A 14730-nucleotide genomic window follows, 5' to 3' on the forward strand; every position below is an offset into this window, starting at 1 on the left:
ATAAGAACAGAAAATAATACACCGCAATATGAAAGATAAAGGGGGAGTTCTGTGCGTATTTTACATACCGCAGACTGGCATTTTGGAAAAACGCTGGAAGGGCGTAGCCGGATGGAGGAGCAGGCAGCATTTGTTGATGAATTGGTACGGCTCGCAGACGATCAGCAGGCGGATCTCATTTTGATGGCTGGCGATGTGTATGATTCAGTCAATCCTCCGGCGATAGCAGAGCAGCTTTTTTATGAAGCGACTGCACGATTAACGGAAAAGGGTAGACCGCTCATCGTTATTGCAGGTAACCATGATCAGCCTGAGCGAATTTCGTCCGCTTCTCCGCTCGTGCGTGGACGCGGAATTCATTTGCTCGGTGTGCCGGAAGCGGCAGGTCTGAGCATCTATGTTCCACGTACAGACGAGACGGCGATCATTGCGCCATTATCCTATCCGTCCGAGGCACGCTTAAATGAATTGCTAACTGAGGAAAATGAAGAAAATACCGTTCGCCGTGCCTATAGCGAGCGTGTTGGACGTCTGATGCGCCAGCTTGGATCTGGCTTTCGTCCGGACACTGTAAATCTAGCGATGAGTCATATTTATGTACTTGGTGGTGTAGAGACCGATTCGGAGCGACCGATTCAAGTAGGTGGAGCGTATACAGTTGACCCGTCGGCACTGGATACAGGCGCGCAATATACGGCGCTCGGACACTTGCATCGCGCACAGGCAGTCAAAGGAAATGGCATGATCCGCTACAGTGGCTCGCCGCTTGCGTATAGCTTTTCCGAAGCAGGACAGGCGAAGTCGGTCACGATGCTGGATATCACGCCAGGACAGGCGCCGCAAATGGAAGAGGTATTTCTGACAAGCGGACGACCACTTGTCCGTTGGAAGGCGAAAAATGGACTGACCGAGGTATATCAGTGGCTGGAAGAGGGGCGTGATCCGAACGCCTTTATCGATCTGGAAATCTCGCTAGTTGAGGCGTTATCGATGAGCGATATTCAAACGCTTCGCAAAGCTTGCGGTGGCATCGTGAATATTCGTCCGGTATATGCGCAAATGGAAACACAGGAGCAGCTTAGTGAGCGAGCGCAATTGCCTGTACACGAGCTGTTCCGTAAGTTTTATGAGCGTCAAACCGGGGGGGCTGTGCCCGAGGATCGATTAATTGAGCTTTTTCTAGAACTGATCGACGGCGAGGACACGATTGCAGCCTCAGATTCGAGTGTACATCATGATTTTGAAGGATAAGGAAGTGCAGCCATGAAGCCCATAATGTTAAAGCTATCCGGCCTGCAAAGCTATCGTGAGCAGCAGGAGATTGATTTTACCGAGCTGTGTGAAACGGGTCTGTTTGGTATTTTCGGACCGACAGGCAGCGGGAAATCAACGGTTCTGGACGCGATCACACTGGCGCTGTATGGCAAGGTGGAGCGTGCGCAGAACGGAACGCAGGGGATATTGAACCATTCAGAGGACGCGGTATTTGTCTCGTTCTCATTTGAGCTATTATCCGATGCAGGCCCACAGAGGTATCGGGTGGAGCGTAGATTTAAACGTACAGGCGATCATACGGTCAGCAACAGCATGAGTCGTTTTATTTGCTGTGAGGCGGATGGCGATAAGGTGATCGCGGATAAGCTTGGCGATGTCACTCGCTGTGTAGAGGAATATATCGGACTGAAAATGGACGATTTTACCCGTGCAGTTGTATTGCCACAGGGGAAATTCGCTGAATTTTTATCGCTCAAGGGCAGTGATCGCAGACAGATGCTGCAACGTCTATTCCATCTGGAGCGGTACGGTGATCGACTGATGCAGAAGCTAAGCCAGCGTGTGAAGGAAACAGATCACCAGCTGGAGCGCTTCGCTTCGGAGCAAACCGGACTTGGCGATGCCTCAGCAGATGCGGTGAAGCAGGCGAAAGAGCATCTGGCAGAGGTCACACGAGAAGCAGAGCGTGTTCGTACGCGTCTGCTCGAAATGAATACGCAGGTGGAGCAATTGGGCAAGGTACGCGAGCTACTGCGTGAGCGCGATCTACTGCATACACGTCAGGAACAGCTTCGTGAGCACGAGCCAGCGATTCGTCAGCTGGAGCAGGAGCTTGCAGATGCGGAATCAGCACGTACATTGTTGCCACTACTAGATGCGTGGCAAGAGGTTCAGGCACAATCAGTAGAAGCCGAGCAACGTATGCAGCATCTCCAGCTCCAATTAGCGCAAACAGAGCAGGTCTACAAAGACGCTGCCGCTGGCGAAGAAAAAGCACGTCTGGAGCTGGCAGCACATGAGCCGCGTCTGGTGCTTCGTCTGGAGCAGCTTCAGCAAGCGCTGGAATTGCAGCAGCAATGTGCCGAGCTGGAGCAATCCCAGCGACAGCTAAATGAACGGTTAGCGCATATTGCCGCAGAGCTGGTACAGGTACAACAGCAGGCAGAGACGGAACAGCGTATGCTAGGCAAGGCAGAGCATCGACGAGCCGAGCTGGAGCAGCAACTCAAGGAGTGCGAGGTGCGCAGCAGTGATCGGCAAAAGCTCCAGTATGCCCAGCAGCGACTCAGTACGCTGGACGGATTGCGTACACGTCAAGCCGAGTTAGAGCAGGAACACCACGATTATGAGTCTGTCCATGAGCGTCATAATAAGCAGTGGGAAGTCTTACAACAGCAGTCTGCCCAATTCGCCTTACAAGAGCAGGAGCTGTATCGTCAGGTGGTTAATGCGCATATTATACAGCAGGAGCAAGACCGTTTGCTGATCGGGGCGCGTGAGCAACTGGATCAATTGGAGCAGCAATACCAGCAGGCATCTCGCGCCGCAGAATCACATCGTCTGGCTGCCATTCTGGCTGCTGATTTGCAGGATGGACAACCATGCTCGGTCTGCGGATCGGTGCATCATCCACAGCCAGCTGTGGCTATTGAGGAAGAGGAATCAGAGTCTTCCGATCTGAATGGGCAGTTGAGTAAGCTTCACCCACTACGTCAGCAAGCGATGCAATACGGTGAGCGGGTACGTAATCACGGCTATGAGCTGGAACGTATGGTCACCGATTGGGAATGGCAGCATGGACGGGAGGAAGCAGTCGCTGCAACGGCTGCGTCTCAGAACACGCCGGGCGATCCGTCTATTGATCAATTCAGTAGCCTGGATGCGCTCGTTCTAACCAAGGCGGATCAACAGGAGCTGGATGCAAGCTTACCTATCGCAGAGACATGGTTGTCGCAATATGGCGTAGCTGTACAGCAATTAGAACAGCAGCTAGAGCAGATCCGTCAGCAGCTACGAGCATGGCGCCAGGAGCAACGTGAATGGACACAGCAACATACCGCTGTACAGGCTGAGCGTCAAAGTGCACTTCGACTAATGGAGCAAGTAACAGCGCGCCTGGAGGCTGGACAACACGCTGTACAAACAGCACTAAATGACTGGCAGCAGACCTTTGAAGGACTATCCGAGCAGGAAGCGCGTGAGCGCTTTGCTGAACTGGCCAAGCGCGATGAGCAGGCAGATGCAATTCGTACTGGCTTGGAAAAGAGTGTGCCTTACATCGAGGAACGTAAGCGCCAATTGCAGGAATGCGAGCAGAAGCTTCATACGCTGGAGCGACAGCAGATTCAGGAGCGCACTCGCTTTGAAGGCGAGGAACGTTTATTACAGGAGAAGCGTAGCCGTCTGGAGCAATGGATTGGTGAGCAATCCGCAGAGGAGCTACTACGGCAGTCACAGGCAGAGCTAGAGTATTATCGGCAGCAGTCTGCTCAATGGGCGGGCAAGCTTCGGGATGCACAGCAACAGCAGCAGCAGGCTTCACAGGCTTATGCGCTAGCAACACAAGCTGCGCAATCGCTGGCAACACAGTCCGAGCAAGCGCGTTCGCGCTGGCAGGGAGCACTGAATGACTCTCGCTTTGACGATGAGCAGCAGGTGACTGCGGCACGCATGGATGAGCAACAGCAGGCACAGGGCCGTCAGCGAATCGAGCAACATCGAGAACAGCAAAGTGAGCTAACTGTCCGATTGCGTGAGCTGGATGCCAAGCTGGATGGACAGCAGGTATCGGAGGAAGACTGGCAACAGCTACAGCAGAGCTGGCAGGAAGCTAGGCAGGCAGACGAAGCTGCGTTAGAGCTACGCGCTCGTGCTACACGCGATGTGGAGGATTTGGAGCAGCGCCATATTCGCTGGCTGGAGCTGGAGCGGCAGCGTGAGCAGTTGTCGATCGAGGCAGGACATTTATCGAAGCTACAAGCGAGTATGCGCGGGAATGCCTTTGTCGAATATATTGCGGAAGAGCAGCTGATGCAGGTCAGCCTGGCTGCTTCAGAGCGTCTTCGTTTTCTGACCCGTCAGCGTTATTCGCTAGAGGTCGATTCCGGTGGCGGTTTTGTCATTTGTGATAATGGCAATGGTGGTATTCGCCGTCCTGTATCGACATTATCCGGTGGCGAGACGTTCCTTACCTCATTGTCGCTCGCACTTGCGCTGTCTGCACAAATTCAGCTACGCGGTAAATATCCGCTACAGTTCTTTTTCCTGGATGAAGGATTTGGTACATTGGACCCCGAACTTCTGGATACAGTAGTTACGTCGCTGGAGAAGCTGCACACCGACCGTCTTGCTGTCGGCATCATCAGTCACGTGCCAGAGCTACGTATGCGCTTGCCGCGTAAGCTTGTGATTTTACCAGCAGAGCAAGCAGGCAAAGGCTCCCGAGTCGTATTGGAGAAAATGTAGCTGAACCGCCAGGTAGCCATACACAACCGATTCGCTTTCATCATGTTACACTAATTATGATCTATTCATCTGTACAAAGCCGTTATATGAAAGGGGAATTTCGATGTTTAAAGAGGATTGCTTATTTTGTAAAATCGTTGCAGGTACAATCCCGTGCAATAAAGTGTATGAGGACGAGCAGATTCTGGCGTTCCATGATATCGCTCCAGCCGCACCTGTACATGTATTAATTATTCCGAAAAAGCATATCGATTCGATGAATGAAGTAACTGCGGAGGATTTGCCACTGATCAGCGACATTCATCGTGTAGCGATCGAGCTTGCCAAGCAGCTCGGAGTTGCAGAATCCGGCTATCGCCTGATCAACAACTGCGGTCCAGATAGCGGACAGGCTGTCCAGCATTTGCATTATCATCTGCTCGGTGGCGGTAAACTTGGCGCATTGACAGGCATCTCCGATTCACATGCATAAATAAACAGGGGATTGCCGTTGGCTCAAAATAGTAATATTGATGTGTTGTTCATAGTCATTCATATTGTGGCTGTGGCTCGCTATCGATTACTGTTTACGTAAGCGGACTCTGAACAATTCTAAATAGTTATGAAGCTGGCTTTCTCAATATTATGGATTATGAATATGCTTCAAGATGAAAGGCTCGCCATTTGGCGAGCCTTTTTGATGTCTAACATTACAGTGAACTCACACTACAGCAAACAACAATGTATATCATGAAATACACCTGTACATGTATTTCGCGATGCCTATCTCTATATGCACCTTACACATTAATTCCTCAAATCAATCCGAACCGTTATCTCCTTCTTCATAATCCATACGAGAGGTCTGCCGCATCACCGTATCGTCTTCCAACCGCAACCAGCTATCCAGCCGACGTTCGCCTTCATGCAGCAAAATAACTCGTGCTCCGCGTGATAAGCTACCATAAGTGTTATAACCAGCCACTCGGCCGAATACAAGCTCAATCCCATGCCATTGCCCCCGATAATCGTTATCATGATCATGTCCGGCGAAGACAGCGAACACATCCTCACCATCCAGCAGGGCAGCAAATAAGCCGCTGTTCACATCTGCGCAGCACACTTCCTCACCTTTGCCTCCAACCGTTGTATCGCTATGCCATGCTTCCCGATATTCAGGCAAAGGAATATGCATGAAGCCAAGTGCAGGCAGAGCCTGACCATCCTGCTTTTTAAACTGTGCGGACTGCTCTCTATACCAGTGAATCTGATCGCTATGAATCCATGCGTAGCCACCGATGAATTCCGGTGCATCTGCACCCGAATCCCAGAAGTAGAGCAGAGCCGCAGCGTCCATTCCATGCACTTGCTGAATCGGGAGTACATAGTTACCAGTGCCATGAATATGCGTCGGACCGGCTTCGCCCTGATGCAGTGTATATTCGTCTGCGATGTGCTGTAGCTGCTGACGTGTCACATGCTTTTCCGAATCGTGGTTGCCATAAATAACGGCAAACGGAATACCTGCATCCTGTGCGCATTGAAGCGCTCGGCGAAAGGCACGTTCCGTTGCAACAGCATCGTCGGCATCATGGCTGGATAAGATATCGCCTGTAAATACGATCAGATCCGGCTGCTCGATATCAATGATGCGTTCTACCAGCCCAATCGTGCGAAGATCAAGCGGATTGTGCTCCACATCCTGTAAATGCAGATCGGTCAGTTGAACAATTTTGAATGTACCCTGTTCGTTAAATGCCAGTCGATGGTTCACGGTAATTCAGCCACCTTTACCTTATATTCAAATGAACCTCCTGCCACGACAATGTGAGCGAATATCAACATTGTACTAGGGTGCAACAGCTCATCCATTCGATTATGCATGCTGCGTGTACATGTTCACATCCTTGCAACAAGTACTTTGCCTATTATTCCTTGAGTGCACCTGCCGATACCCCTTTGGTAAAATGCTTTTGCACAAATGGAAATACGAACAAAATAGGCAAAATAACGAGCAGAATCATGGCCATTTTCAGCGATTCACCGGTTGCCTGCATCCGATCCAGCATTTCATACGCACGACCTGGACGCAGCAGTGACTGACTGAGCGCTTCCTGACTGATCAGCATCTCCTGTAGCAGTGTTGCCGCCGGTTTGAGCTGCTGCTCCCGAACGAAGAACGCGCCGGTAAACCAGTCATTCCAGTGCGATACCCCATTAAACAAGGCCATGCTGGCGAGTACAGGCTTGCTGAGCGGCAATATCAGTTTGAAAAAAATCCCCGTTTCACTCAAGCCATCCATTCGAGCCGCTTCTTGTAGCTCTACAGGCACCTGCTGGAAAAAGGTGCGCATCACCATCATATTCCATACACTATACAGGCTCGGTACGATATATACCCAGATCGTATTGGTCAAATGCAGATCCTTAAGCACCAGATAGTACGGAATCAATCCACCGCTAAACAGCATCGTAAAAAAGATCATAAACGCGATTGGCCCGCGAGCCGGTAATGTACGACTGGTCAATGCATAAGCGGCAAGCGCGGTCATGAATACACTGGCAGCCGTACCAACGACGGTACGAAACAGCGATACGAGAAAGCCGTTAACCATATGAGACTGCGTAAATACCTCGGTGAAATTTTGCAGCGACCAGACGCGCGGCCATAGATAAATACCGCCGCGCTGGGCATCTGCCCCGCTATTGAAGGCTAGGGCTGTAATATTTAATAGCGGGAATAGCACCGTCAGGCAAGCCAGTATAATCAATACATAATTGAGGACTGAAAATAATAACTCCTCCGGTATATACGATGAACGTTTGCTTGTTTGCATCCGCGTGCTCCTTGTACATTTTATTGGCATATAGTCAGTCAGAGTCGGCCATGTCTGCTCTTGCACGGCATTGGATATTCGGACAATACATTACAATTGCATACACGCTGCTAGAATTTAATCGTGATCTTATCCTGACTTTCCTTCTGATTCAAAAATTGGATAAAGCTATCCAGCAATTGTCCATTGTTTAGCTGTGCATTGGCATCGTTCATAATGGTACGCGCTTCATCCATATTATCGCTAAAATAAGCTTTGATCAGACTATCCTTATAGTTATTAATCGCTTGATTCAGCTCATCGCCACGGTCAAACTCACTTAAAAAAGAGAGTGGAGTTAAACCGTCTACGATCTTCGCCTGCTTACGCCGCTCATCATAGTGCCACATTTGCAATATCTTTTTGGCGGTTGAATCACTATTCGAATCGCTGGCATCACCGTAAACTGCCTCGCCAAAGTCATCTGTATCATCAATATCAGTCAAGCCGAGATATTCACCCCAGTAATTGCCCACTCCGCTAAAACCAAGCTTTTCCGCCTGTGCGGGATTGCTTTTCATCAGCTCAAGTACCGACTTTTTGACGACCGGGTTCCCTTTGCTATCCAGTGTATAATCGCGCCCCTCGATACCATATTTGAAGAGGAGCTTTCCTTCACGACTGGCAAGAAAATCAGCCAGCTTTACGATATCCTCTGGATGCTGGGTAGTGGTTGGGATTGCCCAGCCTGCAGAATAAGATTTGTAATCAAGCTGCTTATAGTAAGGGCCATCCACAAAATTAATCGGTCCGAGCGGTACATACGTCATATCGCTGTTTTGCGGAATATAATTGTGCATATCAGCGACGATACCGAAGGAGTGATTGAGCACGCCTTCCCGTGCTTCATTTTCCGACATGGTGAAAAATTCCGGACTAATGAGCTGCTGATGACGCATATTCTGAATAAGCTGGATGCGTTTGAGCGGATAATCAGTTTGACTTTCGAACTTGATCGCACCGCTGGCATCACGAAGGAATTTCTCATCACTTGGCCCTGTCCAGACCAGATCATTGAATAAAGTGTCCACATCTTTACCGCCCCAGACGGTTGGACCGATCGGTGTGATCGGTTTGCCGTTAGCATCAGTGAAATTGCCAGCCTTCATCTTTTGCGCTAACTCATACAGTTGCTGCGATGTTTGGATGGATGCTGGATCAATACCGAGCTTGTCCATAATGTCTTTGCGCACATAGGGACCGCCGACATACTTTTTGCCGACATAACCCGGGTTGCGTGAGATGTCCATATTGACAAGATAGGCAGCACCGTTGAACTCGGGGCGGAACACGATATTTTTCTCCGAGTCCATCGGCAGATAGCCGGGCTGAAAATATTTGCTGTAAATTTTCGTCTGCTTCAAATACGGAGATACATCGGTAAACATGCCTTCCCGTGCCGCCTTAAGCAAGATCGGCATCTCTGGCCGACCGCTATTGTCCAGATAAAAGCCGACAAAGTCAGGCAGATCGCCTGCCGCTAAGCCTGCTGCCAGCGCCTGCGTAGAATCATTGCCAGATACGCCCTGAATTTTTAGCGTGATCCCGGTTTTCTCCTTCAGCACCCGGGCGATATCCGGATTCATTTCGGTCGATACATCACCTGCATCTTCAAAGATCAGGCCTGTAATCACACGATCGGCAATCCATGTTGACGGCTTGCCAGTAGCCTCACTGCTCTGGCTGTCGGTTGCCTTTGCTGGTGAAGTTGAAGAGCACCCCGTCGCCAGCATCGTAACGAGCACAGGAATTGCCAATACCGAAGTCCACTTTTTCATGAATCAAGCTCCTTGAGTCAAATTTTTACCAGAGGGACACCGAAAACCATTTTTTACATAGCTGATTGACAGTAACGACGAGAATCAAACCGATCACACCTTGCATCAAGCCAACAGCGGTTGCATAGCCGAACTGTGCATCTTGAATACCGACATGAATAATGTACGTGTCCAAAATTTGCGCCACCTCAGCATTAGCGGGATTTTGCAGCAGATAGATCTGATCAAAGCCAGCGGACAAAATGCTACTAAGCGACATAATAAACAGAATCAGAATTGTAGGACGGATACCAGGCAGTGTAATATGCCAGATCTGACGGAACCGTCCGGCACCATCCATGCGGGCAGCTTCATATAGCGCCGGATTAATTCCGGCAACGGCAGCGAAATAAATGATGGAGTTCCAGCCGATCTCTTTCCAGATATAGCTCCAAAACATAATCGGATAAAAATAATGCTTGTCCATCATGAAAAAGGTGCTGCCATTACCACCTAATGCTTGTATCCATTCATTGAGTAAGCCTGTATCAGGTGCGAGAACACGTTGTAATATGCCGATTACTACTGCCCATGAGAGAAAGTGAGGTAGATACATGACTCCCTGAAACAGGGAGCGCATGCGTGAACTGCGAATTTCGTTTATTTGCAAAGCGAATAAAATGGGAAACGGAAGAGCGAGAAACAATTTGAAAAAGCTAATAATCAGCGTATTGCGAATATAATTCATACTGTACGAATCATTGAAAAAACGTTCAAAGTATTTCCAGCCGACCCACGGGCCACCGTATAAACCGCCATTAAATCGATATTCTTTGAACGCCAGTATAAGCCCGGTCATCGGAATATAAGAGAATATGATAAAAAAGAGGATCGCTGGCAACAGAAACAAATACATCGATCGGTGCAGCCATATTCTTTTCAGCCATATACTCATGCGCCCTTTTCACCTGCTTTAGTTATTTGATGAGCAAACCAGTCCCATCCTGCACCAACCTCATCGGGATGATGAGCATCGGAGCCGTAGACAAGCGGGATATTACGCTTGACACAGGCGGCGATAAACCATGGCGGCACGTACGCTTGCTGACACAGCGGCTTGCGCAAACCTGCTGTATTCACATCAACTCCAACCCCGGCTTGCTGAAGTAGTGGCAGTAGATTTTCCAGTCGCTTTTGCATAATGAGTGGATTCAGCTCAGGCATGCTCATGCGAAATTTTTCAATCAGGTTGATATGCCCGATTCTGGTGCGTAACGGAAGGGTGCCAGCCCATTGGATCGCTTGCTCGACATGATCGTAATACGCATGCAGCAATTGATCGAGCGAACCATAATAAGGAACGAGACGATCCAATAGCACATCCGCTGTATAATCGACACACTCATTGCCATTTGAACCGGGTAAAAAGTGTACCGACACAACCGCATCCTCCATCTGTCCAGCCCATTGATCCAGCAATCGACTGGCATGCTCCAGACGATCTGGCAAATAGTCTAACTCCAATCCAACAGTAATCTCAATTTGTTCCTCTACATGCTGCTTGAGGCTATGGGCCTGTTCAAAATAGCTACCAAGCTCCTGCTCCGGCATAGCTAACGTGCGCTGCAAAGCCTCATCAGCGATATAATGTGGAGGCAGTGGAGGGTGCTCGGTCAATGTATAACGCTGGAACTGCTGCTGAATCGCCTGCTGTACATAATGTATCATCGAAGCAGAGCTGCCATGTTTGCAAAACGGTGTATGTGTATGCCCATCCCACTTTAGCATGTGTGTCTGACCTCCCTTGCGATTGGAATAATGTGAAATCTCGTTCAGTATAAATAGTGAATTCGTGTTTGACAATATGACCGATCAAACATTAACTGAAAAATTACAAATCAATGCTGAGCTAATCTTTCAAGCTTATAATAAGCCATTTTATTTAACAAAACTCCAACAATAGGGAAAATAAAGGAAGGTTAGAATCTATTTCCTATCATCAAAGCTTATGTTGATTATGTTGGAATAAATGTTTGATTGGTCATTATAAGGCGCAAAAAACGACACATGGTATACCCATGCATCGTTTCTAGAATCTCATCTATTTGTAGTTCGGCTGCTAGCTATTCTTAACCATCATTCATCTACATGAGCCGTCAACCACTGTACACCCGTTTCTTTCAAGTGCTCAATCCAGCCCTCCGGAGCATCCGTATCACAGACAATCGTATCGACCTCGTCAAAAGCGAGCATATGTGAGAATGCACGCACGCCCAGCTTGGAATGGTCAGCGATCACAATTACCTGTTCAGCGGACTTGGCAAACGTCTGTGACATGGAAGCTTCATCCGGATCATATTCGCTAATGCCGTCCGTCAAGGAGATACCGCCAACCGAGATAAATGCCTTGTTCACCCGAAAGTTCCGCATCATTTTCTCACACAAAATACCGCTGATGGATTGCTGCTCTGAATTCAACTCGCCGCCCAGTACGATCACTTTGCCGCTAAAATGCCCGTAATTGATTTTCTCCATCAGCGCAAAGGCAACCGAAAGGCCGTTCGTTAAAATAGTCAGCCGCTTGCGTCCATGAATCGCCTTGACCAACTCGATCGGTGTGGTGCCTACATCGATCACGATCGTATCGCCATCCTGAATCAAATCAGCAGCACAGCGGCCAATCGCAGCTTTTTCGCGTTGATTATGGGATTGCCTTTGCACGAAGGGAGCTTCATGATTTTGAAATAATACGGCTGTCGCACCACCATACACGCGGCGTAGCATGCCATTGCTTTCCAGCTCCTGCAAATCCCGGCGTATCGTTTCCGGTGCGACTTTGAATTGCTCGGCAAGCGCAATCACTTTTACCTGGCCGTTTTGCTTCAATAAAGTAATAATCGCCTGTTTTCGCTCTGATGAAACGGTTGACACGTATGTACACACCTCCGTAATGGTTGCCGACTGTATCGCAGCTTTGCAGCAATATATACATAATAGGATTTATTGTAGCGCTTAATTTTATCCAGCCTAGTGTAGACGATTCATTTCCCTACCGTCAATCGGTCATACACTGGGTATAATATAATTACGGAAAGCGCTGAGGCAGGGAAGAACTGGGAAATGTGGAGGGCATTTTGCAGTCAAATGAACAGAATATGTACCCCGTTGCAGCAGACTCTAACATATTGAAAAGGTACCCCAACCCAGCATTAGAGCCGTATTATGAGGACGTCCAGAAAAAAATGACTGGAAAAACCGTGATTTGGTTGACACTGGCTTCCGTTTTCACCTATAATGAAAGTTGATAAGCCGTGTTATTTTTCCGGACGGTCTGGTCGGAGGGAGGGAAAACTGGTGTCTGAAACGAAAGTTCGCAAAAACGAAACAATTGATGCAGCACTTCGTCGCTTCAAACGCTCCATCGCTAAAGATGGCGTTCTGGCTGAGGTGAAAAAACGCAAACATTATGAAAAGCCGAGCGTAAAGCGTAAGAAAAAATCTGAGGCTGCGCGCAAGAGAAAGTTTTAGGAGGATTTATCCGTTATGAGTCTTAGCGAACGATTGAACGAGGATATGAAGCAAGCTATGAGGGATAAGGACAAGTTCAAATTGTCCACGATCCGCATGGTACGTTCCACAATTCAAAATCAAGTGATTGATTTGAAGCGTGACCTGAACGATGAGGAAGTGCTTGATATTCTTAGCCGTGAGATCAAACAGCGCAAAGATGCCCTCCAAGAATTTGAAAAAGCAGGTCGTGACGACCTGACAACCAACCTTAGTGCGGAAATTGAGATCATTTCGCAGTATCTGCCTGCCCAGCTTTCTGAAGAAGAAATTAAAGTCATTGTACAGCAGACCATCCTGGAGACCGGTGCTTCTTCAAAAGCCGATATGGGAAAAGTAATGAGCGCCTTGATGCCTAAGGTCAAAGGTCGCGCAGACGGAAAAGTTGTGAACCAAGCGGTTCAACAGCTTCTGCCATAAACAAATTCAAAAGCTCCTTCTTTACTTTGTAAAGAAGGAGCTTTTTTCTTTCTACCGCAGTTTACTCTATTTTATCATTCTTAAACATCCAAACATCCAAACATCCACATCTCCACACATCCTTTTAAGATATAAACAGTTGGGCAGGTTAACTTAAATGGGAGGATGCTAACGTGAACAAATATGCAAATGATTACATTTTTGTGAAACGTAACGAGGGTTAACCACGTATAATAAGTATAAGCAAGCCCTGTCTGTGCCATACCGTTTCGACGGGGACGGTCATGTTGTGCATGGATAGATAGTGCATAGGGTGCATCATTATGGCTGAAAAGAAGGGAGCAAAAACGAATGAATAGGATCATCGACGGCTTAAGACGTCATCGTCGTCAGTCGTTTGGGGCATCGATACTGTCCATGCTGCTGGTCATTGTTTCGTTTGTACTTTCTGCGGCTCCGGTACATGCAGCAGCGCAGGCTGCGGCGGCAGAGCCAGGATTGGCTTCACAGATCGCTGCTTTTCTGACGAATCCGATTGTATCCACGATTTTACTGTTTATCGGTATTGCAGGGATCGCGATTGAAATTCTCATTCCGGGCGTTATTGCACCGGGTGCGATTGGGATTATTGCGTTTGGACTGTTTTTCTTTGGTAGCTACATTGCGGGATATTCGGGTTCCGAGACATGGATTTTGTTCGCGGTCGGTCTGTTGCTACTTGTGCTAGAGGTATTTATCCCAAGCTTTGGCATACTGGGTGTACTCGGCGCAGCAAGCTTGATTGCCGCGGTGATACGAGCAGCCTACGATACGTCGGATGCTATTCTGTCACTCGGTATCGCTTTTGTCACAGCTGCGATCTTCGTAGGCTTTGTCGCTTATGCACTTCGCAAACGAGGCGTATGGAACCGTTTTATTTTGAACGATCAGCTCACCTCTGATGAAAGCTATATGGAGAACCTGCAACGTGAGCAGCTGCTCGGTTTGGAAGGTAAAAGCCTAACGCCACTTCGCCCATCCGGTACGGTCATCATAGAAGGACGTCATATCGATGTCGTCACACAGGGTGGATACATCGAACGCGATCGTCCGATTCGTATTATTCGTATCGATGGCAGTCGTATTATTGTAGATGAATTACCAGAGCAACTGGAAAATGTACACACAGGTACAACCAAGCCTGTTAGCTAATGTGTTAGCGAATTTGGATGAGAGTATAGCCTTACAGGCAAATACGATCCCGTCGTACGATCCGGCACTATCTTTTCAGCTAGCTGCGATGTACCGGAGAGAAGCAGATGGAGCAAAGCATGCACTGACTTTGCCACAGAACGCCATTCATCTGCTACTCTTACATAACTACAACGGTCGATAACAGCCCTGAAGCCGGC

At 48.5% G+C, this 14730-nt stretch carries 12 protein-coding genes; 6 read left to right on the forward strand and 6 right to left on the reverse strand.

Going from position 1 to position 14730, the window contains the following annotated elements:
• Positions 1-51 precede the first annotated feature (51 nt).
• The 3 genes from SK066_RS07555 to SK066_RS07565 all read left to right on the forward strand — a co-directional run bounded on the left by SK066_RS07555 (position 52) and on the right by SK066_RS07565 (position 5212).
• On the forward strand, positions 52-1251 hold the full coding sequence (locus SK066_RS07555; protein WP_320544230.1) for an exonuclease SbcCD subunit D: 1200 nt from the start codon (positions 52-54) through the stop codon (positions 1249-1251).
• Positions 1252-1263: 12 nt separating this feature from the next.
• Positions 1264-4740 (forward strand): AAA family ATPase, encoded by a 3477-nt coding sequence (locus SK066_RS07560; RefSeq protein ID WP_320544231.1) that lies wholly within the window; start codon positions 1264-1266, stop codon positions 4738-4740.
• A 103-nt stretch (positions 4741-4843) separates the two neighbouring features.
• Positions 4844-5212, forward strand: a complete 369-nt coding sequence (locus tag SK066_RS07565; RefSeq protein ID WP_320544232.1) for a histidine triad nucleotide-binding protein — start codon at positions 4844-4846, stop codon at positions 5210-5212.
• Between the two features lie 327 nt (positions 5213-5539).
• On the opposite strand, the gene SK066_RS07570 is transcribed toward SK066_RS07565, so the two are convergent.
• The 6 genes from SK066_RS07570 to SK066_RS07595 form a co-directional block, all read right to left on the reverse strand.
• Positions 5540-6493 carry a metallophosphoesterase family protein gene (locus tag SK066_RS07570; RefSeq protein WP_320544233.1) on the reverse strand — a complete coding sequence of 318 codons (954 nt, stop codon included), beginning with the start codon at positions 6491-6493 and terminating at the stop codon, positions 5540-5542.
• A gap of 154 nt (positions 6494-6647) precedes the next feature.
• Positions 6648-7556 carry a carbohydrate ABC transporter permease gene (locus SK066_RS07575; protein WP_320544234.1) on the reverse strand — a complete coding sequence of 303 codons (909 nt, stop codon included), beginning with the start codon at positions 7554-7556 and terminating at the stop codon, positions 6648-6650.
• A 110-nt stretch (positions 7557-7666) separates the two neighbouring features.
• Complete coding sequence (locus SK066_RS07580) at positions 7667-9373, reverse strand: extracellular solute-binding protein (RefSeq protein WP_320544235.1); 1707 nt, start codon at positions 9371-9373, stop codon at positions 7667-7669.
• A 25-nt stretch (positions 9374-9398) separates the two neighbouring features.
• Positions 9399-10307: an ABC transporter permease gene (locus tag SK066_RS07585; RefSeq protein WP_320544236.1), complete on the reverse strand. Its 909-nt coding sequence runs from the start codon at positions 10305-10307 to the stop codon at positions 9399-9401.
• The gene (gene hisJ / locus SK066_RS07590; RefSeq protein WP_320544237.1) at positions 10304-11140 is read right to left on the reverse strand and encodes a histidinol-phosphatase HisJ; all 837 of its coding nucleotides are present in this window, start codon (positions 11138-11140) and stop codon (positions 10304-10306) included. Before hisJ ends, SK066_RS07585 begins: the two co-directional genes overlap by 4 nt.
• Before the next feature lie 348 nt (positions 11141-11488).
• Entirely contained in the window at positions 11489-12283 is a 795-nt protein-coding gene (locus tag SK066_RS07595) for a DeoR/GlpR family DNA-binding transcription regulator (RefSeq protein ID WP_320544238.1), read from the reverse strand.
• A gap of 423 nt (positions 12284-12706) precedes the next feature.
• On the opposite strand from SK066_RS07595, the gene rpsU reads away from it, so the two are divergent.
• The 3 genes from rpsU (at position 12707) to SK066_RS07610 (ending at position 14530) form a co-directional block, all read left to right on the forward strand.
• Positions 12707-12880: a 30S ribosomal protein S21 gene (gene rpsU / locus SK066_RS07600; RefSeq protein ID WP_005547957.1), complete on the forward strand. Its 174-nt coding sequence runs from the start codon at positions 12707-12709 to the stop codon at positions 12878-12880.
• 15 nt (positions 12881-12895) lie between these two features.
• A complete protein-coding gene (locus tag SK066_RS07605) occupies positions 12896-13339 on the forward strand; it encodes a GatB/YqeY domain-containing protein (RefSeq protein WP_320544239.1) in 444 nt (147 codons plus the stop codon).
• A 351-nt stretch (positions 13340-13690) separates the two neighbouring features.
• A complete protein-coding gene (locus SK066_RS07610) occupies positions 13691-14530 on the forward strand; it encodes an NfeD family protein (RefSeq protein WP_320544240.1) in 840 nt (279 codons plus the stop codon).
• Positions 14531-14730: the final 200 nt, after the last annotated feature.

The sequence above is a fragment of the Paenibacillus hunanensis genome, from assembly GCF_034055775.1.
Lineage (GTDB): Bacteria > Bacillota > Bacilli > Paenibacillales > Paenibacillaceae > Saccharibacillus > Saccharibacillus hunanensis.